Consider the following 26,202-nt stretch of genomic DNA (forward strand, 5'->3'; position numbering starts at 1 on the left):
AAACCAATATCATTGCGTTAACCGATTGAGCAATTTCATTTTTTAAATATCGCTAATTAGTCACAAAAAGATCGCTTATCTCAGTAGTATCTATTACAATGTTGCATCTATTACAATTATGATTGTTAGAGCACAGTAACTAATCCATTTAAAAAAATGTCGTGCTAACAATATAAATAACTAGTATCACCGAAATAAAGCTATTTTAATAATTATTCTATCTATATAGAATTTTTGATTCTTTTACTTTAATAAAAATATACCTTTATGAATAAACATTCTTCTATTAGTAATGAAAATCAATTCAAACGTTCCATGAAAACGCGGCATTTAGTTATGCTATCTTTAGGTGGCGTAATTGGTACCGGTCTCTTTTTTAACACAGGTTATATTATTGCCACCGCGGGTGCGATAGGTGCTATTATTGCCTATTTAATTGGCGCATTAGTCGTTTATCTAGTTATGTTATGCTTGGGTGAACTGGCCGTGGCTATGCCTGAAACGGGTGCTTTCCATACCTATGCGTCACGATTTATTAACCCAGCTACTGGCTACACTGTTGCTTGGCTATATTGGTTAACTTGGACTGTAGCATTAGGATCAAGTTTTACCGCTGCCGGATTGTGTATGCAATACTGGTTCCCACAAGTTTCCGTCTGGCATTGGTGTTTAGTCTTTTGTATAGTGATTTTCTTATTAAATATCATTACCGCGCAGTTTTTTGCTGAAAGTGAGTTTTGGTTTTCGATCATCAAAGTCATTACTATACTGGTGTTTATTATTGCAGGTAGTGCTGCAATTTTTGGTATTATTCCGATGAAAAACGCCATGCCGGCACCGTTTCTTCACAATATTACCGAACATGGTTGGTTGCCGAATGGTATTACGCCAATTGTAATGACTATGGTATCGGTTAACTTTGCTTTTTCGGGCACTGAACTAATCGGTATTGCCGCTGGTGAAACACATCATCCGGAAAAAACCATTCCATTAGCGATTAAAACCACTATTTTAAGATTAATTATCTTTTTTGTTGGTACTATTTTTGTATTGGCTGCCCTACTACCGATGGAACAAGCTGGCGTTAGCAAAAGTCCATTTGTTGAAGTGTTTGAAAGTATTGGTATTCCTTATGCAGCAGATATTATGAATTTTGTTATTTTAACCGCCATCTTATCTGCCGCTAACTCAGGATTATACGCCTCCGGCCGGATGTTATGGTCACTATCCAATCAAGGTACTTTACCTAACTACTTTAGCAAATTAAATAAAAAAGGCATTCCAGTTAATGCTATTGCCGTTAGTATGTTTGGTGGATTATTAGCACTGATTTCCAGTGTCAAAGCACCTAATACGGTGTTTGTAGGCTTAACTGCGATTTCTGGCTTTGCAGTAGTTGCGGTTTGGTTAAGCATCTGTGCTTCTCATTACTTTTTCAGAAAACAGCTATCACCATCTGAGATAAAAGAGCTTAAATATAAAGCACCATTTTACCCATTAGTACCCATTTTAGGCTTCCTACTTTGCTTAGTAGCTTGTATTGGTTTAGCATTCGATCCAGAACAACGCATTGCCCTTTATTGCGGGATTCCATTTGTGGTGATCTGCTATATCGCCTATTACGCAACCCGAGCCTATCAACAACGAGAAAATCGCTGATGTCTAATCCAATAACTCAATTATTAAAGCAAAACAAATATATAATCATTGACGGCGCTCTGGCTAGTGAGCTACAGCGTCGTGGTTGTGACCTTAATGACAGCTTATGGTCAGCCAAAGTATTAATAGAACAACCCGAACTGATCCGCCAGGTTCATTATGATTATTTTAATGCTGGCGCGGATTGTGCAATCACTGCCAGCTATCAAGCTACGCCGTTAGGGTTTGCGCAAAAAGGTATCGCACAGGACGAGTCAATAAAACTCATAAAAAAAAGTGTCGAGCTCGCCCAGCAAGCTAAACAAGACTATTTAGAACAAATCGACAGTAATAAACCACTAATTATTGCTGGTTCAATTGGCCCATATGGTGCTTATTTGGCGGATGGCTCTGAATACACCGGCAACTATCAATTGAGTGAAGATGAATTTATCGAGTTCCATCAAATTCGCCTTGAGGCACTTATAGATGCAAAAGTTGATATCCTAGCTTGTGAAACCCTACCCAACTTTGTTGAAATAAAAGCGTTAACTAAATTGTTAAAACAATTTCCAACGATGACAGCTTGGTTTTCGTTCACTCTAAAAGATGCTAATCACCTTAGCGATGGTACGCCACTTATTGAGGTAATTGATTATTTGAATCAGATTGATCAAGTTGTTAGCATCGGCGTTAATTGCATAGCCTTAGAAAAAGTCACCCTCGCTTTAACCGAACTACAGAAGTTAACCTCTAAACCATTAATTGTTTACCCCAATTCGGGCGAACAGTATGACCCAACCACCAAACAATGGCACCAAGATCATCAACATAATTGTACCTTTGATAATCAATTGCCCGTTTGGATCAAGTTAGGAGCAAAATTAATTGGTGGCTGCTGTCAAACTACTCCAAATGATATTGCACAAATTGCTCACTATTTAAAAGCTATTAATTAAACATAGTCGATAGTTTAAATTTATAGCTATAGACAAATAAATCAGCACCGTTACTTAAATCAATGAGATAAATAACGGTGCTTTTTAATAACATTTATAATCTTAAAAACCTCTTTCCTCAATTTTTTTACTGCCAAAAGGACTTGCTTAAAATTTTTCATCCCCATTTAATAAAATAGGCATCTGCCCTATCATGCCTCCGGACGACAATAACAAGTTTTATTTAATTTTAGCTTTATTAGTCTAGTTAGCACTTTATTCGATATTAGCATGACGACTTTTCATTAATTCAGGCGTCTGTTGCAATTCGGTCATTAGGCTGTAAATAATGCTGTCATAAGTAAGTAATGATAGTTGTTCAAAAGTACTGCCCATCGGTTGATTTAGTTCAAACACTTTTATTGGAATAGCCACAATATTATCAGCTAATTTGGCTAAGCTAGAGTTGCTATTGGTGGTAAATAATATTATTTTTACACCGAGCGCTTTTGCTTGATGGGCATAAGCAATCAAGCTTTGAGTTTCACCTGAATTCGATCCTAAAATTAATAAATCACCTAAATTTGCTTTCGGCTTACTAATTTCAGTTATCAAGCTAACATCAAACCCCAAATGCATTAATCGATTAGCAAATGCACTAATCATCAACCCTGAGCGCCCTGTTCCTGCTAAAAAAATATGTTTTGCAGTCATAATGGCTTTTTTAAATTGGTTGATTTGTTCCTCATTGATAGAACTTACTTGTGCTGATATTTCAGACAATATTTTTGATAATACCTCTTTAGTATCCATTATGATGCTCCTATTTGATTGCTGCTTTGAGACTTTGGATATTGCTTTCAAGCGCATTATTGTTAAAGATAAAGCCACCCGATACGATACTATTGGCGCCAGCGGTAACACATAAAGATATGTTTTGATCGTTAATATTGCCATCAACCTGAATATCGTAATGGTAATTACCGATTTGCTTTAAACTTTTTAATTGTTCTATTTTTTGTAGCGTAAAAGGTAAAAAACTTTCATTTTTTTGACCTGGATTGACCGTCATAACTAAAACCTGATCGACCTGAGGTAATAAGAGCTTCAGATTTTCAACTGGTGTACAAGGGTTTATGGCTATACCAACTTTAATATTACTATTTTTGATTTTATTAATAATATATGAATGATGCGCTGTCGCTTCATAATGAAAGGTAATAATATCAGCTTTAGCATCAATAAAATCAACTATAGCTAATTCAGGTCTTTCAACCATTAGATGGCAATCTAAAATAAAATCAGTATGCGCTTTTAGATTTTTAACAAAGCTAGCATTAAAGCCTAGATTTGGTACATAATGATTATCCATTACATCAATATGTAGTTGACCAATACCTAACGTTTGCAGATTTTCAAGAGTTTCTTTGATCTGATAAAGATCAGAATTAAATAGTGATGGAGAGAGTATCATAATTATCTCCTTTTATTAACAACCCATCAGCATAAAATTAACATTACGTTTCCTTTCACGTAGTGCATCCCAATCGACAAAATAAATTCGTCCTAACTGCCCTAATAACGGCTGACCATCTTTAATAATTAATACAATTGAAAAATGACCAAACAGTGATGATTTGATATGAGCATCTGTATTTAACATAACCCATTTTTCAGCTGGATAATTAGGATCACTAAGACTTAAACCAAATTCAACATGCTTTGGACCTGGTGAGTTATATTGATTTTCGCTGGTCATACGTGGAGCAATTTTTTCTAATGTATTGTTGATATCCACTTGCAGAAATTCATCACCAAAAAAATTGGTATCGTGCATGCATTCTTCAAAAAATAGCGAGCAAGTAGTATGAGTAGTGGCGATAGTTAATTGACCATTCTGAATATTAGACTGTTTAACAAATTGTCTTAATTGATCGGTAATGTCATGATAAGAGTGCCTGCCAGCCACGGTATTAATTTCGATAGCATGATGCATAATGTTCATATCGCTTTATTCCTTATTACTACCTCATTTACGCTCTTGTTGAAATACATTAAGGTAAATGAGGCAATTTTATAAATAATTAATGATGTTTTTTAACTAGAGGGCTAAACGTTTTTTCAATTCAGCAAAAAATTCATTTAAACCCACACCAGTAAGTAATGGCAATCCATTGATCACTTTAGCTTTAATTGAGTCTGGTACAATAGTGGTACTAACCACCACGTCATAAGAGTCAATTTTGTTAAGCTCATCAGCAATCTTAGATTGATAAATTTTTACCTGATCTGTTAATTTTTCATCACTAAGCCATTTATTCACTTTGCTTACTGCGATAGTTGAAGTTGCATGCCCTGCGCCACACATGATAAGTAAATTTTTCATATGATTATGTCCTTTTAATACATTTCAATTTTTTTGATTTTGTTGATATAGATAAGCAAGCAAAGAATGACCAGCGCCAAACCAATTAAACCAATAAAACCAAGGTGAGTTAATAACAGTACAAATAAGGTTACCGGCCATAATCCACATAGGATTACGGTAACAATCCCAGCAGTACCCACATCGTAATTAGCCAAATGGAATACATCAGTAATAACTGGAGCAAGCCATGTTGCCATATATAAGCAGACGACCAAATAGATGGTGCCACCTAAAATTGAACGGATAATATTCCCTTTGAAAAATGGTACCATTAAGCAGATGCCAAAGGCATAGAATGCTAAATCACCAAAAGGTAGCACTTTGTTGCCCGGTAAAATTAAGGCTAATAATAGTGATACTGGCACCATAATAAGTGCAGTTGCCATTACCGCAGGATGACCAACGGTTAACGCCGCATCCATACCGATGTTAACTTGTTTACCATTGAGTTTTTTACTGGTAAATTCACGTGCAGCATCAGCAACTGGCAGTAAACCTTCCATAAACATAGCAACCATTTTGGGCATAATTTTCATGATTGCCGCAGTTGAAATCGCTAATTTACCAATTTGTGGAACATCGTAATTGGCTAAGATACCAACGACAATACCGATGATTAAACCAATTACCACGGTATCGCCGAAAATCCCAAATCGTTTGGTTAAGGTTTCTGAATCGGCATTTAATTTATTTAAACCTGGAATACGATCAAATAGCCAATTTAACGGTATGGCGACAATTGCTCCTGATAACGCCATAAGGTGAGTAACGGCAATCCCCGGATATCCAAAGAATGAACTAATTGGTTTTTGTAATAGATCAGCTAAAAACCACTGCAACATTACCGCAGTGATACAACCAATAATACCCACCCAATATTCACCTGTTACTGAATATGCCACTAAACCGAGGAAGATAGCAAACCAGAAGTTCCAGATATCGACATTTAAAGTTCGAGTCCAACCAAGTGAGATAAATAAAAAGTTGATAATTAATGAAACAGGAATCAGTAATAAACCTAAGGTAGTAGAGAATGCTAATGGCCCTCCTACTCCACAACCAATATCCATGATACTTAATGACATTCCGTATTGTTCACCCATTTTTTGGATGGCAACACCTAACGTATCAGATAATAAACCAATAACTAAACCGAGACCGACAATACCGATACCGACGGTAATACCTGACATCATCGCTTTGGAAACGCTAACTCGAAAAAACAGAGCGATAATAAAAATGATGATAGGTAAAAACACTACCCCACCTAAATTTATTAGCCATTGAAAAATATTAATGACACTATCCATTTGTAACTCCTTGATAAAAATAATCTAGCCTATTTAACGCCTGCGCTATTTAAAATAGAGATAAATTGGTTAATTGATTGACACTGTTCTAATAATTTTATTTGCTCCTCATTTTGAAATAAGCCGATTAAATTTTGTAAATTCTCAACTTGTTCATGAGGCTCTTTCATTGCTAACATGAAAATGAATTTGACCGGTATCTGTTCTTTATCATCAGTCATACCTGAAAAAATGACGGGGTTCTTTAACGAGGCAAAGCAAATTTGTGATTGATTCACTTTGGTGGAATCGGTGTGTGGAATTGCAAAACCAATTGAATTAATTAATAAACCGGTTGGATATTGTTGTTCCCTTGTTAAAATCCCGGTTAAATAATCTTGTTTAACAATGCCATGTGACAATAACATTTGTGCCATTGTGGTTAAGATCTCTTCTTTGGTTTTTGCCTCAATGTTAAATAGGCATAAATGTTGATCAAAGTACATTCTTGATTCCTCTTTGATTATCCAAAAATTGTTTAAGTTGTTTGAAATTGGTAAGATTTTTTAAGGATGAAATTGCTTGTTTATTCGAAATAATTTCATAAATTTCGGTAAAAACGTCATTAATGCTATTGATATTGTTTTCGGAAAGGCTAACCATAATAATAATGCTGACATCAATCACGCCCCATTTTATTGGTCGTTTTAAGGTCATAATTGAAATACTCGATTTAATAACAAACATTGGTGAGCCATGCGGTAGAGCGATACCGTTTTCGATTGAAGTATCACCGATTTCTTCTCGATATAAAACTGAGTCACGGTAGTTTTTAGTGACTAAGCCTTTATCTTCTAACTTACTTATCAGCAAATTAAGGCAGTCACTTTTATGCTGAATATCAACATTTAATTTAATGAGATCGGCATTAATAAATTTGGCAGTTGATGGGTAATAATTACCTTTATCTGAAAAATCGGATTGTTTATTTAGCACATAGTTTGCATAAGCTTGAATAATATTTTGATAATCTTGTTTATTTAATAGTGACGATATTTTGACAATCGGTTTATTGATATTGTTAATATTTAGGGTAGTGATAATCAAATCAACATTATTTAGCATTGTCGGATTTAATTTCGCAAGAGAATACACTTCGATATTGTCTTTAGATGGTAAAAGTTTGCGGACTTTATTTAAGACTAAATTTGATGATGAACATCCATATTGGCAAATAATAACAATGTTATTGGCGTTAGCGGCTTTATCTAAGGCTATTTGGAAATGAATCAATAAAAATGAGATTTCATGATCATTTAAATGAATATCAAATTTACGTTCTAAGTCTGAAAGTGCATACCATAACACACTAAATAACTTTGAATATTCTTGTTTTATTTCATCCAAGAGTGGATTAATAATACGAATCTGCTTTTGTAACCGAGTTATCATTGCCGGAAAGTGCGACAATAATGAGTGAAACAACTTGCTATCAGCCGACAAATCGACACTCTCAATATCACCTATTTTTTTGATGATCCTACGAATAATTTCCTCATAAAAACTATCATCAACAATGGCGTTTTCATCAATAATTCGATGAGCAAAAAATAATTTGCTCAGATATTTAATATCATTGGTCGAAAACCCGACTTGAAAATTGGCTTCTAATGTTTTAGCTAATTCCGAGGCAATCAAATAGGATTGCATATATCGGATATGATTAAATAAAAAATCATCTTCTTCAGGAATTGAAAAGCCTAAACGCAATCTTTTAAGTTGTATGGCAATAGAAATCAGTAAAGAAGATAAATAATGTTCAGAAGATTGAGCAACTACCGATTCAAATCGGTCTAATAATAATTGAGTTATTTGTTCATATGAGTCATCGCCAATAAAAGATTTCATTAATTGCTTTAAATAATGATCATCTTGTTTGTGAATATACAAAGATAAAAAGTGTTTAATCGCGCGTTGAATTTGGTTTTCATTACCGTCAATATAAATTCCCTTATGAGTAACATTTAACAGGATATTTTCTTGTTCAAAAGTACGATTAATAAATTCGATATCTTTGTGTAATGATGTTTTACTGACTAAATAGTCATCGGATAACTGTTCAAGTGATAATGTTTCGCTTTTAAGCAAACAGCGTTTGATGATATCTAAGCGACGGTATTCAGGGCTTAACCGTCGTGATTTTTTATTGAAATAACTATGACTATTTTGCTGTTCTAAATAGCTAATAATCGGTGCAATATCGTTTTTTTCACCTATTAGCATCACTCCTTTACGAGGTAACTTTTCAATTTGAATATCGGTATTCGGGACAGTAGTTAGCTGCTCATTTAATTTTGCAATATCATCATAGACAGTTTTAGTTGAAATTGATAATTTTGAACTAAAAAAAACAGCTGGTTTAAATTCCGATTGGCTAAAAAGCAGTTTAAGTAATTTGATCTGTCTTTCCATTACTCAACTCCTTGTAGATCTGTTGTTGCAATAAATTCATAACTTAATGATTAAAAGTATAAATAGTTAAATAAATAAGACGATTACATTTTTTTCCAGATTAATCTGGAAAAAAATGTGACCTTTTCTTGGTAGAAATCAAACAAAACATAGTGATAGGTTTTTAAACTAAACAACCAATGGTAGAAAAAACATGAGAAAAGTATTAATTTATCCAGTGCATTAGCTAAGGCTAACCAATTCACTTTGAGTAATTTTGCAGTCAGAATTTTGTCAAATAGCAATCCTAAACTACCCGGCTAATATGGATTCTACTTATGAATATTTTTATTATATTGATAAAAAACGTCTAATAGATATAAGGTACTGTTTTATAACGACTAAAACTAAATCAAACTTGAATACACTCACATTGAATTTATCAACTTCGGTGTATAGTTTTTTAGTAAAAATTTGTATTAACATTTTAAATTATATGATGAAATAAACGTTCCTTAACCAAATCATTATTAAAATTGAAAAATGTTTTTAGTCACTTTAATAAAATAGTACTTTTAAAAGATAACCATATCAGGGAAGAAAAAATGATTATTTTCTGAATATATATTAGAGAGTTATAATTAAAAATATAAAAAATAGTATCGGTATCAAGCCAAAGTTTGCTGATGTCGGATCTTCAATTTTCAAAACAGTCACCGCCTCTTTGCTGTTAGTGATATTACCGACAGTGATATCATATCTGTCTTTAACGATGAAATTTTCTGATTAGTTGCAAGCGTTTATAAATAATTGATAATTTGATTTAGAGGCTTAGTTTTATAAAAAAAATGAGGAGTCTATATCGGTTATTGATAATTAATTATTAGTAAACCGTTTTTTGATTAAGGTGAAAATGGATAAAAACGTTAATTTGAATAGGCTAAATCTTAGTTAAAACGTAAATCAGGTACTGGCTAATCTCAGGCAAGGAAGTCTATTAAACGATTAGGTACCACTGGCTACAACCCTAAAATACAAACAGATCCAAAGTATAAAAGCCAATCTTAACCAACTGCTACGTTCCCATGACTAATAAGTTAGTACATATCATTTCAAATCTTTTTCATAACTAAAGCCATCGGTCCAATAATCTTTATCAATGATATACTCATCAATATAAAAGTCATTTGGATAGTTAATAAAACCTGGTTTGTCTTTTAGTCTGTTTATAGCCTCTTTGGCTAATTGATAACTAGTATAGGTACCAATTTCTTTATCATCTTCATCCGCTGTTCCTTTATCTCTTGTATGATGTAAATAATAAACTTTTTGCATTTTCATCTCCATGGTTGTATATATTATTTAATCTATTGGATATGTATAGGTTACAAAACCTTCTACCCAACTATCTCGATTGAGTACATCTTCAAGAATTTGAAAGCCATCAGGAAAATCAATAAATCCTGGTTTATTCTTCGTTCTCTCCATAGCTAATTCAGCATTCTTATATGAACTGTAAATACCGATGATTTTAGCTACTTCATCGTCGGTATCCTCATAAAGAACATGGTATAAAAAATATACTTTTTGCATTTTTATTTCCAAATATATATAAAATTAGAAGAAAACTAAACCAACCGAATAACACTCTAAAAATTTTAATCACTAAAACCATCAGTCCAATAATCTTTATCGATGATATACTCATCAATGTAAAAGTCATTTGGATAATCAATAAATCCCGGTTTATCTTTTATTCTGTTTATGACTTCTTCAGCTAATTGATAACTACCAAAGGTACCAATTTTTTTATCATCTTCATCCTCTGTACCTTTATCTCTTGTATGATGTAAATAATAGACTTTTTGCATTTTCATCTCCATGGCTATCTAAAGTATTTAATCTATTAGATATTAACAAGTCACAAAACCTTCTAACCATTCCGCTCGATTAAGTACACTAGCAATAATCTGAAATCCATTAGGAAAATCGATAAATCCCGGTTTTTTTTTCATTCGTTCTATAGCTAATTTAGCCTGTTTACGTGAACTATAAATACCGATTATCCTAAAATCTTCATCATCAGTATCTTCATAACGAACATGGTATAAATAATATATCTTCTGTATTTTTATATCTTTATAGGTTAATTAGGTTTTATAAATGATCTATCATCCTATTATCGGATTTTACTAAGCTATAACTTCACTATTTGGTGTGTTCTACCATCAACTTGTTTCAAGTTGGTATTTGCATAATTTTAAACATTAGCCTCTAATTTTGATTCGCTATTTGTTACAACAATTATACTCATTTACGTTACGTCATCGAGAAAAGATTGAAAACTAATACAATATTAATTTTTGATCTGATATTGATTAAGATTTATTTTTTCTAACATTTTATCTAAAAATAGTGTTTCTAATTGAGCTCTTATCACATGTTCATCATAGATATCTCCTGTCTGCGATTGCCAGAATTGTAGTAATCGCCAAGCATCAACTATTTTGTAGGCAAAAGGAAAAACATGAGGATGGATAATTATACGAGGTAAAGGAGCTATACGTATAAACCTAAAACCTGAACCATGTTTAACAAAACTCCATTCTTCACTATTTAAACAAAATTTTCCTTTTTTTGGAAAATCTAATAAATAGCTGAAATCTAAACAATTTGCATTTAATCTTTTAAATTCAGTTGTTATCTTTTTCTGTAACTCAACATATTCAAGTATTTTTTCATACATTTTTATTACCTATTTTAGTTTTTATAATTCAAATAAAAAGTTGAGCTACGTTTTCTCTACTTATGGTTTAATCAAAATTATAGACATATTCTATATCCTAACTAATTTTGCCTTAGCAGATCCATGATGTCTATTAATAATAATCGTTTGCCAATAACAATAACTTCGTTTAAAGATTGGGTTTTACCAAGTCACTTTCTTTAATATCTTTAATATCTTTAATATCTTTAACCAAACCTTTAAAAGATTCTCCTGATACTTATTATCCCTGATAATTAAATGATTAATTGAGATATTCTGTAATAGTAATCACTCTAATTGGTAGGCTACTGTATCCGGATAATGGATACTTTGATTTGGTATATTATGGAATTTTGTAAAAATAATTGAAGATACTATAACGCTTCACTTATATTTGAGCTTCATGTTAAAAAATATGCATTTGATAAAATGTAATCCATAATGATCTTTTGAAATTTACATATCAATTTAATAAGTCGACTGTATCTTTTATGATTCGGATCCGATTTTAAAGCAGCAGCAAGAGTGCTTGAGGTTTAAACGGTAATTTCAGCGTTTTATGACCAAATAAAAATAGATAACACTTTAATTCTAAAGTGATTTGTCAATATGTGATTCAATCAATATATGCTAATCTCAAAGTACTAAAAATCTTACAAGCCAAGCTTTCAAGCTATGAAAAATAACATGATTATAATTCTACTCACAGATGATTTCATAAAGTGTATCAGGTACTCCCTGATTTTTCTCAAAATCATCAAGCAAAATTTCAGATAAATAAGCAAATACTATACTTTTATAAGAATAAATATAACCAGAATCAGTTAGTGAAATTACAAGTTTGGAGCACTTTGATTGAATCATCATATCCTTTAATATATCAATTAAAATAAGCAATCGATCTTTTCCTGACGATGGAAATTTGCATTGCATTTCAGGTGCATAATCTAAATAATCTATTAAATAATCAGCTTCAACTCGTTCAGCACTATCACTCATTGAAAACACGAAATTAGTTTGATTTTTATTCGGTAAATACTTTTCTGTAAATTGAAATAGTTGCTCTGTTAGTATTTCTTTTAAGCCAATACCGTATTTTCCAGCTATTTCATCCAATACTTGTTTATAGTTATTACATTTAATTTCGGCAAGATAACCGAAAATATAATTATTCATTTATTACTCCTTAATCTATACACTTTAAAGATAACTAATCAGGACAGCTAGGTTCACTATAATTGGGCAAGCTATGATTAACGCAGCTAAAAGAGACAAATTGATTGTCGAACTTACAAAATAGCACTCCTAATAAAAAATTATTATTTTCTTTCAGATGATTTAAATTACAGAAATAGATTAGTATTATAATTTTAAGAAAGAGTGTTATTCACTTAATTCTACAATAGTTATATTTTTATATATCATTTTGAAAACATAGTCATCATTAATATTCTTGATATGGCAATGGTCACCAATCTTATAATTATCTAGTCCATAACTGATTAATTCATTGGAATTTAGTACTAGATATTTATCTACAGCGCCAACTAAATTTTCATTATCTTCTATTTCCTCATCTTGATTCGTATCAGACATAACAATAATATTTCGTTCAACTAACATAAGTTTATTTAATGATAGTAATTTCATCTTTACTTAATTATATGAAATGATTAATTAAAAATTAACCAATTGATTATTATCATAAATTTAACATTATTAGTTAACCTTATATAAAATTTTCCAAATCTGAAAAATAAGATGATTATCGGTTTATTCGCAGATAATTTCATAAAGTGTGTTAGGTGGTGCTTGGTATTTGGTGAAATCAACATGAATAATATCTCGCATCTCAGCGAATTTTATTTTTTTTATGGTTTCTATTTGGCAGCTATCAGTTATTGCAATCACCATTTTGGATGCTTTTGTGATTTCAATTATTTCTGACATAACATCCAAAAGAATATTTAGACGCTTTTTGCCTTCTATCGGAAAACCTATAGCAGCTTCAGGGGCATAATTAATATAATCAATTAAAAAACTTGCACAATAATATTCGTTATCATCTCCAATGTTGAAAATAAATCGTTTTCTTTGGTTATTTGCTACTGTTGCCGAAGGAAAATTGTACAATTTATCTTTTTCAATTTCTTCTATTCCTATATTATATTTGTCTTCTAATAAAATTATTAAGGCTGATAAATTATAATCTTCTATATAATCTATATATCCTCTTACATCATTCGACATAATATTTTCTCAATTGTGTGATTATATTTTTCTGATAATGGTTATTTAGATTTGAATGATTGAAGTTTAAGATTATTTAATGCTATTTCAATAATTTTCGACTAACATTACAATGCATATAAAACTCATTAAAACAGAATTTTATTTATTCAATATTAATTAATTGTTTTTCACTAACCCGTATATCTTTAAATAATTTACTCAATCTATTGCTTATATTTTCTGGCAATACATTCAATAACAATGGTATTACTGGTCTAGCAAACAGCGAAATGAAATTAATAAGAACAAATAGAACAATTATAGCTTTTTTTATGATATTTTTTTATTTAACTCTTAAACATTTGTCATTGATTAACTTTACTTTTTGGCTGCTAATACCCTTTCAACCGTATCAACAATAGCTTGCGTTTGTGAATCAATTTCAATATTTACCTCATCACCAATCTTTTTACAATCTAAAGTGGTAATCGCTAATGTTTCTGGAATTAGATGAATGTTAAATTGATTATCTTTGACTTCTCCCACGGTTAAACTTGCGCCATCTATACCAATAAAACCTTTGTATAAAACATACTTCATAAATTTTTCTGGCATAGCTAACGTCATTTGACAGTTGGTTGCTGTTTTCTGGATGTCAATAATGGTGGCTCGGCAAGAGACATGACCAGACATTACATGACCACCAATTTCATCACCGTATTTAGCACTTCGTTCAATATTTACCAAATCATTTAACTTTTTACTACCGAGAGTTGTTAAAGCTAATGTTTCTTGCATAATATCAAAAGTTACACAATCATTTTCAATCCCTGTTACGGTTAAGCAACAGCCATCATTCGCTATTGATGCACCAATTTCAATATTATTGATTAAATGATGTGGCAGTTTGACTTGATAAGTTCGTAATTTATCTTGATCGATGATATCAATAATTTTACCTACACCCTGAACAATACCTGTAAACATACTTTATTCCTTAAATTAAACGAATATAAGCTTCTATTTTACTTAATCATTAGGTAATTATCTATCATTAAGCAAATTTACCTAACCCTGATATCAACTTAAAAAACAGATTCAAATAAGCGTTCTGTTTAAAATAAACAAAGTTGTATTATTTTTACTACTATCTTGTTGATCACCATAAAACACAATTGTATAACTATTGTTTTGGCAGGAAATCACATCAGAAATAATCAATTTTTCTTTAGCTAATACGATATTTTCATTAGTAAGTAAATTATTAAATTTGCCAGCTTGCTGTTGTTGGAATGCTTCTATCACTTTATTGTTCCGCAAGGTTATCCAACCGTTCCCCCTTTCTGTGGTAAAATAAATCACAAATATTTCATTGGCAATTTTTACCGGTTCCCATACTGAATATATACAACAATTTATATCAAATAACTTATCTCGTATCGCCTCACCTTGTGAGGTAATAGTAATTAGATAAAAAATTCCATCTTCGCCATAACTTACAACATATGATGATTCTTCAAAACTTAAGTTTAAAATACAAGAGGGATAATGATCACAGGTTATATCAATACTCCTTGATTGTAATACTTTACCTTTTTCATCGATTTTACGATGTAGCCAACAGTTTTCTTCATCTTGCGCAATGATATGAATTTGTTGATTGTCATTATTTATACTAAATACATTATATTTTGGTAAAGGAATTTTTGAAGTATAGGTTTTTTTTAACTCACCGTCTTTAAATTCAACCGCAACCAATTTATCCAACTGTTTGGTTGAAAAAATATTAACATACTTAAACATGGCAAAATTATGGAAAATACCAATATAATAACTAGGTAGCATTTTTTTAGGTTTTGGATAAGTAATATTATCGCGTTCAAAACAAGGAAGCATGGTGATTAAACCGTATTTATCAGGATGATCAACCTCAATAGAAGTATACAATTTTCCATCTGGGTTAATAAAAAATGTTGGCAAATAACCATCAGATTCTATATAGGATGTATAATTTTGTAAATCACTGTCAAGCATAATATAAATCACTTTATAACTATAACCATAACGATAACCATCAGAACTGGTATAGTAGTTGCAAGAAATGATTGTTTTATTTTGATAACTAATGGCGTGCGGAGAAGAAATACCATAAGGTGATTTTAAAATAATCATTGGCCCTAAAGCAGTTTGCTGATATTGCGTGTTAAAAGGTATATCCGTTTTTGGTAGCATAATTATGATTTTTCCTGTTATTGTTTTCTAATTCAATTTGTTAAGTTTTAAAATTAAACTAACTTTAATCATTTGATCTTATTTTAGTTTTTACATCAGGTTTTAATTGTAGTTCAAAGCTTTGTCAATTATTTTATCAATTGTATAAGTTTCATTATTAATAGCAATAATTCATATAATAAATGGTAAGAAGTAAACAAAATAACCCTACTTAACAAACATGTTTATATAAAAAATTATATGTATAACCACTTTATGTAATAGATTCATAATTTCTTTATTAAATGATTTTTCTAAAGTTAAGAGTAAAATTCGAATATAAGCTGTCGAATTTTTAAATCCAAAATGATGCTGCAACAAAAGATATGCATTTTCTTTTTGTCTCGGTTATAGTTATCATTCGTTGCCATTAACCATAAAAAATAAATTGAATAAAAATGTACCCTATTTTTAAGGATTTTACATGTTAAAACTTATTTTAGCTATATCGGTAGGTTCAGTTGCCGGTGGTTTATTGCGGTGGTTTCTGTCACTTAAATTAAATATTATTGCCTTTGCGATTCCATTAGGAACATTACTATCTAATCTGATTGCGGGTTATATTATTGGCTTTGCAATAGCTTTTTTTAATCATTCAAACTTATCTGCTGAGTGGCGATTATTAGTGATCACTGGTTTTTGCGGTGGATTATCGACCTTTTCCACTTTTTCGGCGGAGATAGTTAACTTTCTACAAGAAGGCCGTATTGGTTGGGGATTAACAACTATTGCTATTCATGTCGCCGGATCAGTTCTAATGACATTTTTAGGGATTTTGACCTATCAATATTTTCGTTCATAAAGATAGTTTTTCTCGCAGATAAGATAAAAATGCTTATAGAGAGTATTTACAACCCCAAACCACTGTATTAATATACACTGTGTAAATCAACAGCATTGGAGTTATTATGCTTATTGAACATTCTTCACCACAACTTATGGCTATCAATTTTGAAACACCCTTTCAACAGGTGTTACAACAACAGCGGCCTTTATTACGTTCATTTAACAAAGAAAAGAAATGGCAATTGTGGTTGTCAGATCGACCGATGCTAAAACGCTCATGGATAAATATTGCAGGACTTGATAAACAGAAAGTCGTTCATTTAACTCATTTAAATAAAGAGAATTTAGTCTCGACTATTGAAAAAGCATTACAAAATAAAACTTGTAGTTATATAGTTGCTTGCATTAATGGGCTTAATGAGCAAGCGAAACAGCGTTTACAACAAGCGGTATTAACCAGTGATACTTGTTTAGTTTTAGTTGATGACGAACAAAATCAATCACCAATTCAGTATCATTAAGAGAATAGTTATGATAACAAGTTAATTATCTAATTAACTTCAAATAAAGACACTACCTTACATGGCAGTGTCTTTTTTAATTATTTATTATTTATAAAACAAATTAAAAAACTGTTTAAAAAACAGTTGATTACTCATCCTAAATTCATCATTCTTGCCACCCTAACCTATTGATTTGCAAGTCTTGATGAAATCATACAGATCATTTCAGCGAATAAAATGAATATTGATGTTATAACGCTTTTATAGGTTTTAGAAAATTCTTGAAAATAAATTCTTTATCGCAAGAACAATTTCACACAAAAGATAATCATGCTAAAACAATCAGCCTAATTCAAAGTAGCTTCGATACGACCCTAATAAATCCGTTTTTTTAGTTGAAAAAACTGATAAACCCTTTTGGGCAACACTTGCTAAAAGGTGTACTTATCTTTTAATAACATACTATTAACTAGTTTAAAAATATTAAGAATTATGTTTAATACATTTGATGATCTAACAACGGCTTTACTCGATTAATTGTTTTAATTTTTTTCTGTCGATCTTGCCAATACCAGTCATTGGAAATTCGTCAATAATATATATTTTTTTCGGCAGTTGAAAACGTGCAACTTTAGCTCTTAACCAAGTTAGAATTGTTGATTCTGTTTGCATAGATTTTGGTGTTAAAACAATAAAAGCAATAAATCGTTGGCCAAATTCTTCATCATCAACACAAATAATCGCTACTTCTTTAATCTCTTCATGTTTTAATAAATGATTTTCGATTTCAAAAGGATAAACATTTTCGCCGCCTGATACTATCATATCGTCAACCCGCCCTTTTAAATAATAGTAACCTTGATTATCTTTTTCAGCTAAATCGCCTGTGGCTATCCAATCTTTTCCTGCAATTGACCATGCACACTTTATAAAAAGTTCATTAGTTCCAGGTGTAGTATGATTTGGGGAAATAAGCTTAGTTCTCAACCCTTTTATTGGTTTGCCGATTGTTGTCGGATTTTTACTTAAATCATCAGGTGTCGCAATCATGCATACTCCGGCTTCAGATGTGCCATATAAATTAAATAACACTTTACCCAATTGATTTAAGACTCTGTTAACTAAGGTTATAGTGATTGGCGCACCACCAGTAATGATACAACGTAAGCTCCTAAGTTGCTGTTCAGAATGATTTATCATGCGTGAGAGCATCAAAGGAACCAGCGTAACAACTTCAATCTGATATTTCGCAATCATATTACAGGCAATTTGCGTTTGAAAACGCTTGGTAATAAATATCGTTGCCCCTAATAACGTAGAGAAACATAACGTTGCCAGACCAAAGCCATGATATATAGGCGTTGCTATATACACTTTATTGTAATGGCTAAGTTTGAGTTTAATTAATAACTGACAAAAAGGAGTGATAAAATTTTGCGCATGGCTTTTTCGTGTGGCTAGCTTAAAGCGTTGTGTCGTACCACTGGTTAGGACGGTAATTTTTGAAAAGTGCGTCACTTTAAGTTTTATTGTTTGATTACGCAATGGGCTCTTTAAAAGTGAACTGATGCAAACTTGATTATCATGTAATGTTGCTATCTTGCTGATTGCCAGTGAAGAGGCAATTTCTGATACTTCTGGACCATATATTATTAAATCAAAATCGATATTATGATTGATATTTTTAAGCTGCTCAGACGATAGTTCAGTGTTAATTAGATAGATATCTGCACCTAATCTTGCCAACGCAAAAAGCGTTTGTATTAGAAGTGAATGATTATTAGCCATCATGGCAATTTTTTGACCTGGTTGGATATTACAGTAAGCTGCTAATTGCTTTGCTAGATGTTGAACTTGATTATAGAGCGTCTGATAATCAAGTTCGTTACCATTTTCGTTAATAGCTATCTGTTGCGGACATAGTTGGTGACGAATATAAAGTAAAGCCATTAAATTCATGCCGACAGTTGGTATACTTTTTAATAGCAACCATATTCCTTTAAAGGTTAATAATTTCGTTTTAATAAGTGCTAGAATAATATTAATCATTTCTTATGCTTTATATAGTATGTAGTTAATTTAAGCCAGATTCCAGAAAACAACACTGATGTTATTTGTCCTATAATTATCCACCATGGTTTATACTGGCGTTTTTTAGTTTGTAGTAAACGACAGATGATGGTTGCGGCTTGAACTGGTGTTAATGCTGGAAAATTTTGATAAGCCTTTGTTGGCAAAATCATACGCGTTTTAACTAACGGTAAATAGGCTGTTGAGACATGGATATTTTGATTTCTAAGTTCTGGTGTTGCACATTGTAACCACTGATCAAACGCTGTTTTTGATGCTTGATAAGCCGCCCAATTTACGGTTGGAGCTAACAAAACATTAATTGCCGAAACATTTATAATTTGTCCGTGTGATTGTGCCAATTTAGGTATCAATGCTAAGCATAAGCTCACTGGTGCCAAATAGTTTAATTTGATCGTTCTCTCATAATCATGCCGACGATCAAGCGATTGCATAATTGATCGACAAATCGATATCCCGGCATTATTAACAAAAATATCAATGTGATAGGATTGAATAAAATTTAAAAAGTTATCTAATTGGTTAACATCACGCAGATCAGCTGCATAGAGTTGAATGGTTGCTTTTTGGCTAGATAAAGATATTTGGATCTCTTCTAATTTCTCTTTTGTTCTGGCGACTAAAATAAGATGGCAATCAATGTTAGCGATGAGTTTGCAAAGTGATTCACCTATTCCATAGCTTGCTCCAGTAATAATAATCGTTTTTTTAGATAACTGTTCTTCGAGTTTTTGAAAATCTGGTTTAATTATCGGAAAAAGAATTTTATTAAGGAAATTAGTTAAGACAGCCATTTATTGTTCGATTAAAACTAAATATTCTACTAGTTTAAAACAGTTATCAAAAAAAACAACATATTAAGTTTAATCGATGGTGTTGTATGTTTTGTTCGCAATTAACCAATTTTGAGTATCTCATCGGTAAGTTCCATTTGGGCATCTTCTTTGGCTTGGTTAATGATAGCTTTAGCTATCCATTGCACCAGTGTGATGACTTGCTGGTTTTCTAAGTTCCAAATATCTTTCAATACCATAAAAATTTCAGAACCATATATAATCGAGATTGAGTATATAACATTATTATAGATCTCTTCAGGTAATTGCTGCTTGAGTGGCTGTAATAATCTAGACAGAATCTCTTTACGATTACCACGAACGAGTTTTTGTGATTGTTCGACAATTTTTGAGCGTTCCATCGCCCATTGTTGCAATGAAAGTCTTAGTGCCGCACGTAATACTCCTTCATGTTTTAACATTTGCGGAAACGCAAATACTAAAAAGTCATTTATTCGATCTTCAACTTTTTCTTTATCGGATGTCCAGAAAAATATAGGGCCAAGAGATTGTTCCACCACTGCTGATATCAAATCACTTTTGGTTGGAAAGTAACGATAAGCTGTTGCTCTGGAAATACCACATATATCTGATAATTGAGTAATGGATATATCTTTACCGTGTTCTAAAGCCTCGATAGCAACATTAATTAGCTTATCATAAGTGCGTTTTTTTGCACCAGTGTACTTTTTCACGCTTGATGAATTATTTATATTCATAGTGTTATTTTTTATATAAATGTCTGTATATTATACATCTTTTATGAAAATAACTAAATTTTTAAAAAAACTTAAAAATAATGAGACTTAAATCTCATTTTTAGCATATAATTAACAATGTAGTTGTTTACAATTTAAATTAGAGTATTAGTTCTATTTTATCTGTTAAGGAAAAATGAATGGTATCGCATAAATTGATTTACTTGGTCGCTACACTAGACACAAAAGGAGAGGAAGTTGTTTTTATCAAACATTTACTGAATCGACAAAATCTTAACAGTAAAATAGTTGATATCTCTACTAAACAACCACATTCTTTTAATCACATTGCTGATATTAGCGCTAGCACTGTTGCTAAATATCATCCCGAGGGTGAAAAAGCTGTTTTTGCCACCGATAGAGGAACGGCTATCGTTGCAATGGCTAATGCATTTAAACAATTTTTAATAGCGCAAAATGATGTTGACGCTATCCTCGGTTTAGGTGGCTCGGGTGGTACCGCATTAATCACTCCAGCTATGCAAGCACTGCCTATTGGCGTACCAAAGTTGATGGTTTCAACCATGGCTTCAGGTGATATATCAGGATATATTGGTGCAAGCGATATTGCGATGCTCTATTCCGTTACCGATATTGCTGGCGTAAATGTTATATCAAGAAAAGTACTCTCCAATGCAGCTAATGCTATTGCAGGTTCAGTGTTATTTAAAACCCAAGAACAAGTCGAAGATAAACCAGCAATTGGATTAACCATGTTCGGTGTTACTACTCCGTGTGTTCAATCACTTTCAGCAAAATTAAATGATAAATATGATTGTTTAGTTTTTCATGCAACGGGTAGTGGCGGTAAAGCAATGGAAAAATTAGCTGATAGCCATCTCTTAAAAGGTGTACTTGATATTACTACAACGGAAGTTTGTGATCATCTGTTTGATGGAGTGCTTGCTTGTGACGATGACCGATTTGAAGCCATCGCAAGAAGTCAAGTTCCATATATCGGATCATGTGGCGCCCTTGATATGGTTAATTTCGGTAGTCCGGATACTATTCCAGAAAAATATCGAGATCGTCTGTTTTATCCTCATAATCCACAAGTTACTTTAATGAGAACCACGCCAGAAGAAAATAAAATCATGGCAAATTGGATCGCTACTAAACTAAATAAATGTCAAGGTGAAGTAGTTTTTATTATTCCTGAAGGTGGATTTTCTGCACTTGATATTGAAAATGGGCCTTTTGAGTCACCACAAGCAGATCAAGCTTTCATAGATGAGTTTGAAAAAGTCTTTATGCAAACTGAAAAACGACGATTAATAAAAACTTCGCATCATATTAATTCACCAGAATTTTGTAATTTAGTTATTAACGAATTTAAAAATATAATTAAATAAAGTAATGGAGAAAATTATGAGTAGTAAACGTGCTCAATTATTAAAAAAATTCCATGATATGATTGCTAAAGGCCAACCAATCATAGGTGGAGGAGCTGGTACAGGATTATCGGCGAAATGTGAAGAAGCTGGTGGTATTGATCTGATTGTAATTTACAATTCTGGTCGCTATCGTATGGCGGGTCGTGGATCACTTGCAGGCTTATTAGCTTATGGCAATGCCAATGAAATTGTTATGGATATGGCAAAAGAAGTATTACCGGTTGTAAAACATACTCCTGTGTTAGCTGGCGTCAATGGCACCGACCCTTTCTGCCAATTTGACCAGTTCTTAGATCAAATTAAAGCTACCGGATTTGCTGGCGTACAAAACTTCCCTACTGTCGGTTTAATTGATGGTAATTTTAGAGCTAATCTTGAAGAAACGGGTATGGGCTATGCGTTAGAAGTTGAGATGATTCGCAAAGCACATGAAAAAGATCTGCTAACGACACCATATGTATTTAGTGAACAAGATGCTATTGACATGACCAAAGCAGGTGCGGATATTTTAGTTCCACATATGGGCTTAACCACTGGCGGTAGCATTGGCGCTCAAACTGCTTTGAAACTTACAGATTGTGTTCCTTTAATCAATCAATGGGCCAAAGCAGCTAAAGCGATTCGTCCAGATATTATTATACTTTGCCATGGCGGACCTATTTCAACACCAGAAGACGCAGAATATATTTTACAAAATTGTCCTGATTGTAATGGTTTCTATGGTGCAAGTTCAATGGAACGTTTGCCAACCGAAACTGCTCTTAAACAAACGACAGAAAAATTTAAATCTATCAAACACCAACAATAAGTAAGCAATAACAGTGCGACAATTCAATGTCGTACTGCTATTTTTTAACCTATCTTCAATTAGCTGTACCATTTAGTAAATAAATATCGTTATAAAACTGAAGTTAATTTTATGTTACTTTACTATTAATTGCTAATTGTGAGACAATCGCACACGCAATATCCTATGTTTCAAATAAGTAATAGCTTTTGTAATAGATCTATATGATTTTTTTATAATTAGTATTTTGCTAACATAATATAGGAAACACAATATGAAAGAATATCAAACTGATGTAGCTTCATTTGTATTACGTATTGCTTTAGGTATGATGTTTTTGGCCCATGGTTTTACCAAATTACTTGTTTTAACCCCTGAAGGAACTGCTGAGTATTTTCATACTCTTGGTTTTCCTGGTTTCTTTTCTTATATTGTTATCACTTTTGAAATTGGCGGTGGTGCACTGTTATTATTAGGTATTTTAACCCGTGCGGTTGCATTAATTGCTTTCTTTCAACTAGCAATAATAACCATTGTACATTGGGCTAATGGTTGGTCATTTACTAATCCGGGGGGGGGTTGGGAGTATCCAGCATTTATGTCTTTAACCGCATTTAGTCTTGCACTCTTAGATACCGGTCGATTTTCTGTTTTATCAGACAAAAAGTATCAACACTCATTAGATCATTAATAGGTTAAATTTTAGGGAAGGTAAAAGCAAACGATGAATTACCTTTCCTAAAACTTTGATATTATAACTACTTGATAATATGAAAATTAGTTATTAATTTCAATGACTAGAAGATCACCTTCATCTTTTAAGAAATATTCGTCATCTTGTGGGGCTCGCAGTGACATCATACGATTATCACCCATCTCCATCGTATCACCAGGTTTCATTGTCGCTTGACTTTGGCGTAAATAATTTAAAATATTATTAAACATATCAAAATAATAGCCACTTTCCTCATAACTATTGGCTAATGCAGCAAAATTAGGTAAACCAAATATATGCGCGCCATAAGTACGCATCCAAATCCCTTTAGTATTTTCTATTTCATATTTTACAAAACCACAAAACAATATAGGTAAACATTGCCCTAAAGTGGTTAAACCATCTTTTTCCGTAACCATTCCATGAATAGTGCTAACTGGCAATGAAGTATGTGCACTCTCATTAATTACCGCTAATGCATTAAATTGTTCAAAGCATGCCGCTAAACGTGTTAAAGCTAAGTACTGCTCTAATACATCTTGGTCATAGCCGACATAATATAATAACAAATGACTATCACTTTCATAAACTTGTTGTTTTATTTCCTGACTATAACTAGCTGGAGCAACACATAATTCTAATACATCTTTAGGATAAGGCGCATTGAGACCAATTATTCTAATAATATGTTTTCCCCAACTCACTAAAATACAGATGCCCGCTTCAAGTTGTCCATACGGTATTTCATATCGGATATCCTTTATAGTCGGATCAATCGATTTAAGTTTGGTTAATAATTTATCATTATCAATATTAAGTTCACCTTTAAACACAATACTTAAGCTAGCGGCACTATCAATATCAGGATTTGGAACAATCGAACTATCCATCTGTTTTGCTTCTGTTTTTTTGCCAAAAAAACGAGAAAATAAACCCATTTTATATTCCTTATTACAACTATTTTAAATTAAATCAAATTTAGTGCATTTTATAGTAATTGAAACTATAAAACTGAACCAATAATATCTACTTACCTATATTAAGTAAATATTTTATTTATTATTTTTTACCATTGTAAACTTTTTAATTCAATAATTAAAAAATCAATTAAGCATCGATTCCTAAGTGGTAATAATTTGCGACTTGGGTAAATAGCATAAATATTTAAATACTCTTAACTAATAAATATTGAAACATCAAAGGTTTAACCAAATGCTAATAATGGTTTATTGTTTCTATAGGGTTGTCGATAAGTTTTTATCGCCGCTTGCCAATCATTAAATGCAAATAAATTTGCTACATTTAAATCATTTGTATCTAGTATGGGCCATATATCATCAAACATCTTTAGCCATTGATGTTGACTTATTTGCTTTAAATAGTGGCGAATATGAAACCAATGAACTTTAGGTAATCGCTTTTTAGGTTGAAAAAAAGTACCAGAAAGCAGACCATAAGAGATAAATTCACTTGAATCAGGCATATGATCCAAAATTGTTTCCGCAAGCTTGCCACCAACAGCGTCAAAAACAATATCAGCTTGTCTAGCAAAATATTCGATAATTTGCTTATCATCTTGCTTTATATGTTTGATTGCATATTTATTATAATATTGCGCATGATTATCAGAACGACAGATAACTGTAACAGATAAAGCTGCAAATTTTATTGCCAATTTGCATAGTAATTTTGCACAATCACTACCTGCCGCTGTAACAAGAATATGCTTTCCTTTGGGTGAAAACTGTTTAATCATCAGCCATGCTGCAACAGGGTTAATATATGCTCGTGCTGCAATCTTATCTTCAATATAATCGGGAACGGGAACAGCATACTCGGCTGGTGAATCAACCAAAGATTGCCAAGTACCCTCACCTCTTAACGGTAAAACTCGTTTGCCAATAAGTTGCTGGTAAGATTTTGGCGCTTGAATGACTTTACCTATCCCTTCATAACCCGCAATTTGTGGCAGAGTGATACGATGCTGATAAGCGCCAGTAATTGGAATAAGATCGGAAGCATTGATGGGTGCATATAACATTTGAACTCTAATACAGTTCTCTTTTATAGTTAATTTATTTAAACATTCAAGCGTCAATACTTGTTCTGGTCGTCCAAATTTTCTATAAAATAATGCTCGATTCAATTATCTATATCCATATTAAAGGTCGTTGTTTTTTTCATTGAAATTTTTATCATTTAGTCATTTTATTTTACTCATTTTAATGATTCAAAAAATGACTTTTTTAAATTTCACTTAAATTTGATGTATATATCATTTACTGATTTAATATTCATTAATTTAAAAAAGTTATCGTTAA

General features: G+C 32.0%; 28 protein-coding genes and 1 pseudogene. 7 read left to right on the forward strand and 22 right to left on the reverse strand.

Annotation, left to right across the window (positions count from 1 at the left end):
• The first annotated feature begins 267 nt into the window (after nucleotides 1-267).
• Both mmuP and mmuM read left to right on the forward strand, forming a co-directional pair.
• A complete protein-coding gene (gene mmuP / locus DKK70_RS08495; protein ID WP_110433614.1) occupies nucleotides 268-1,659 on the forward strand; it encodes an S-methylmethionine permease in 1,392 nt (463 codons plus the stop codon).
• Nucleotides 1,659-2,597 (forward strand): homocysteine S-methyltransferase, encoded by a 939-nt coding sequence (gene mmuM, locus DKK70_RS08500; RefSeq protein ID WP_110433615.1) that lies wholly within the window; start codon nucleotides 1,659-1,661, stop codon nucleotides 2,595-2,597. The genes mmuP and mmuM overlap by 1 nt, the downstream gene beginning before the upstream one ends.
• A gap of 255 nt (nucleotides 2,598-2,852) precedes the next feature.
• On the opposite strand, the gene hxlB is transcribed toward mmuM, so the two are convergent.
• The 17 genes and pseudogenes from hxlB to DKK70_RS08585 all read right to left on the reverse strand — a co-directional run bounded on the left by hxlB (nucleotide 2,853) and on the right by DKK70_RS08585 (nucleotide 15,975).
• On the reverse strand, nucleotides 2,853-3,389 hold the full coding sequence (hxlB, locus tag DKK70_RS08505) for a 6-phospho-3-hexuloisomerase (RefSeq protein ID WP_110433616.1): 537 nt from the start codon (nucleotides 3,387-3,389) through the stop codon (nucleotides 2,853-2,855).
• 10 nt (nucleotides 3,390-3,399) lie between these two features.
• Nucleotides 3,400-4,050 carry a ribulose-phosphate 3-epimerase gene (gene rpe, locus DKK70_RS08510; RefSeq protein WP_181415953.1) on the reverse strand — a complete coding sequence of 217 codons (651 nt, stop codon included), beginning with the start codon at nucleotides 4,048-4,050 and terminating at the stop codon, nucleotides 3,400-3,402.
• A gap of 15 nt (nucleotides 4,051-4,065) precedes the next feature.
• A complete protein-coding gene (locus DKK70_RS08515; RefSeq protein WP_110433618.1) occupies nucleotides 4,066-4,581 on the reverse strand; it encodes a YjbQ family protein in 516 nt (171 codons plus the stop codon).
• Nucleotides 4,582-4,677: 96 nt separating this feature from the next.
• Nucleotides 4,678-4,962 (reverse strand): PTS sugar transporter subunit IIB, encoded by a 285-nt coding sequence (locus DKK70_RS08520; RefSeq protein WP_034883652.1) that lies wholly within the window; start codon nucleotides 4,960-4,962, stop codon nucleotides 4,678-4,680.
• A 14-nt stretch (nucleotides 4,963-4,976) separates the two neighbouring features.
• Complete coding sequence (locus DKK70_RS08525) at nucleotides 4,977-6,314, reverse strand: PTS galactitol transporter subunit IIC (RefSeq protein ID WP_110433619.1); 1,338 nt, start codon at nucleotides 6,312-6,314, stop codon at nucleotides 4,977-4,979.
• A gap of 29 nt (nucleotides 6,315-6,343) precedes the next feature.
• Nucleotides 6,344-6,799, reverse strand: a complete 456-nt coding sequence (locus DKK70_RS08530) for a PTS sugar transporter subunit IIA (RefSeq protein WP_110433620.1) — start codon at nucleotides 6,797-6,799, stop codon at nucleotides 6,344-6,346.
• On the reverse strand, nucleotides 6,789-8,765 hold the full coding sequence (locus tag DKK70_RS08535; protein ID WP_110433621.1) for a BglG family transcription antiterminator: 1,977 nt from the start codon (nucleotides 8,763-8,765) through the stop codon (nucleotides 6,789-6,791). Before DKK70_RS08535 ends, DKK70_RS08530 begins: the two co-directional genes overlap by 11 nt.
• A 1,086-nt stretch (nucleotides 8,766-9,851) precedes the next feature.
• On the reverse strand, nucleotides 9,852-10,079 hold the full coding sequence (locus DKK70_RS08540; RefSeq protein ID WP_110433622.1) for a hypothetical protein: 228 nt from the start codon (nucleotides 10,077-10,079) through the stop codon (nucleotides 9,852-9,854).
• Between the two features lie 27 nt (nucleotides 10,080-10,106).
• The gene (locus DKK70_RS08545; protein WP_034883657.1) at nucleotides 10,107-10,337 is read right to left on the reverse strand and encodes a DUF7336 domain-containing protein; all 231 of its coding nucleotides are present in this window, start codon (nucleotides 10,335-10,337) and stop codon (nucleotides 10,107-10,109) included.
• A 65-nt stretch (nucleotides 10,338-10,402) separates the two neighbouring features.
• A complete protein-coding gene (locus DKK70_RS08550) occupies nucleotides 10,403-10,615 on the reverse strand; it encodes a hypothetical protein (RefSeq protein WP_110433623.1) in 213 nt (70 codons plus the stop codon).
• A 144-nt stretch (nucleotides 10,616-10,759) separates the two neighbouring features.
• Nucleotides 10,760-10,879: pseudogene (locus DKK70_RS17775) on the reverse strand (hypothetical protein); the annotation flags it as partial.
• Between the two features lie 221 nt (nucleotides 10,880-11,100).
• Entirely contained in the window at nucleotides 11,101-11,490 is a 390-nt protein-coding gene (locus tag DKK70_RS08560) for a DUF6896 domain-containing protein (protein ID WP_110433625.1), read from the reverse strand.
• Nucleotides 11,491-12,210: 720 nt separating this feature from the next.
• A complete protein-coding gene (locus tag DKK70_RS08565) occupies nucleotides 12,211-12,687 on the reverse strand; it encodes a hypothetical protein (protein ID WP_110433626.1) in 477 nt (158 codons plus the stop codon).
• Nucleotides 12,688-12,894: 207 nt separating this feature from the next.
• Nucleotides 12,895-13,134 (reverse strand): hypothetical protein, encoded by a 240-nt coding sequence (locus tag DKK70_RS08570; protein WP_181415954.1) that lies wholly within the window; start codon nucleotides 13,132-13,134, stop codon nucleotides 12,895-12,897.
• Nucleotides 13,135-13,284: 150 nt separating this feature from the next.
• Nucleotides 13,285-13,761 (reverse strand): hypothetical protein, encoded by a 477-nt coding sequence (locus tag DKK70_RS08575; protein ID WP_110433628.1) that lies wholly within the window; start codon nucleotides 13,759-13,761, stop codon nucleotides 13,285-13,287.
• 360 nt (nucleotides 13,762-14,121) lie between these two features.
• Entirely contained in the window at nucleotides 14,122-14,730 is a 609-nt protein-coding gene (locus tag DKK70_RS08580) for a riboflavin synthase subunit alpha (protein ID WP_110433629.1), read from the reverse strand.
• A gap of 111 nt (nucleotides 14,731-14,841) precedes the next feature.
• Nucleotides 14,842-15,975, reverse strand: coding sequence for a hypothetical protein (locus tag DKK70_RS08585; protein WP_110433630.1), 1,134 nt, complete (start codon nucleotides 15,973-15,975; stop codon nucleotides 14,842-14,844).
• Between the two features lie 463 nt (nucleotides 15,976-16,438).
• On the opposite strand from DKK70_RS08585, the gene crcB reads away from it, so the two are divergent.
• Nucleotides 16,439-16,816, forward strand: coding sequence for a fluoride efflux transporter CrcB (crcB, locus tag DKK70_RS08590; protein ID WP_065578679.1), 378 nt, complete (start codon nucleotides 16,439-16,441; stop codon nucleotides 16,814-16,816).
• Between the two features lie 106 nt (nucleotides 16,817-16,922).
• Entirely contained in the window at nucleotides 16,923-17,321 is a 399-nt protein-coding gene (locus DKK70_RS08595) for a cell division inhibitor SulA (protein ID WP_110433631.1), read from the forward strand.
• 507 nt (nucleotides 17,322-17,828) lie between these two features.
• Here DKK70_RS08595 and DKK70_RS08600 read toward each other — a convergent pair.
• The 3 genes from DKK70_RS08600 to DKK70_RS08610 all read right to left on the reverse strand — a co-directional run bounded on the left by DKK70_RS08600 (nucleotide 17,829) and on the right by DKK70_RS08610 (nucleotide 20,946).
• Nucleotides 17,829-19,352, reverse strand: a complete 1,524-nt coding sequence (locus tag DKK70_RS08600; protein WP_110433632.1) for an AMP-binding protein — start codon at nucleotides 19,350-19,352, stop codon at nucleotides 17,829-17,831.
• Nucleotides 19,349-20,188, reverse strand: coding sequence for an SDR family NAD(P)-dependent oxidoreductase (locus DKK70_RS08605; protein WP_110433633.1), 840 nt, complete (start codon nucleotides 20,186-20,188; stop codon nucleotides 19,349-19,351). The genes DKK70_RS08600 and DKK70_RS08605 overlap by 4 nt, the downstream gene beginning before the upstream one ends.
• Before the next feature lie 101 nt (nucleotides 20,189-20,289).
• On the reverse strand, nucleotides 20,290-20,946 hold the full coding sequence (locus tag DKK70_RS08610) for a TetR/AcrR family transcriptional regulator (protein WP_110433634.1): 657 nt from the start codon (nucleotides 20,944-20,946) through the stop codon (nucleotides 20,290-20,292).
• Nucleotides 20,947-21,125: 179 nt separating this feature from the next.
• Here DKK70_RS08610 and DKK70_RS08615 point away from each other — a divergent pair, with 179 nt between their 5' ends.
• From DKK70_RS08615 to DKK70_RS08625, 3 genes are all read left to right on the forward strand, one after another.
• Nucleotides 21,126-22,337: a Tm-1-like ATP-binding domain-containing protein gene (locus DKK70_RS08615; RefSeq protein ID WP_110433635.1), complete on the forward strand. Its 1,212-nt coding sequence runs from the start codon at nucleotides 21,126-21,128 to the stop codon at nucleotides 22,335-22,337.
• A 16-nt stretch (nucleotides 22,338-22,353) separates the two neighbouring features.
• Entirely contained in the window at nucleotides 22,354-23,187 is an 834-nt protein-coding gene (locus tag DKK70_RS08620; protein WP_110433636.1) for a phosphoenolpyruvate hydrolase family protein, read from the forward strand.
• Between the two features lie 253 nt (nucleotides 23,188-23,440).
• Nucleotides 23,441-23,857 (forward strand): DoxX family protein, encoded by a 417-nt coding sequence (locus tag DKK70_RS08625; RefSeq protein ID WP_110433637.1) that lies wholly within the window; start codon nucleotides 23,441-23,443, stop codon nucleotides 23,855-23,857.
• Nucleotides 23,858-23,943: 86 nt separating this feature from the next.
• On the opposite strand, the gene DKK70_RS08630 is transcribed toward DKK70_RS08625, so the two are convergent.
• On the reverse strand, nucleotides 23,944-24,819 hold the full coding sequence (locus tag DKK70_RS08630) for a DUF4261 domain-containing protein (RefSeq protein WP_110433638.1): 876 nt from the start codon (nucleotides 24,817-24,819) through the stop codon (nucleotides 23,944-23,946).
• 266 nt (nucleotides 24,820-25,085) lie between these two features.
• Complete coding sequence (locus DKK70_RS08635; RefSeq protein ID WP_110433639.1) at nucleotides 25,086-26,027, reverse strand: zinc-dependent alcohol dehydrogenase family protein; 942 nt, start codon at nucleotides 26,025-26,027, stop codon at nucleotides 25,086-25,088.
• Nucleotides 26,028-26,202 lie beyond the last annotated feature (175 nt).

The sequence above is a fragment of the Gilliamella apicola genome, assembly GCF_003202655.1.
In the GTDB taxonomy this organism is placed as follows: domain Bacteria; phylum Pseudomonadota; class Gammaproteobacteria; order Enterobacterales; family Orbaceae; genus Gilliamella; species Gilliamella apicola_R.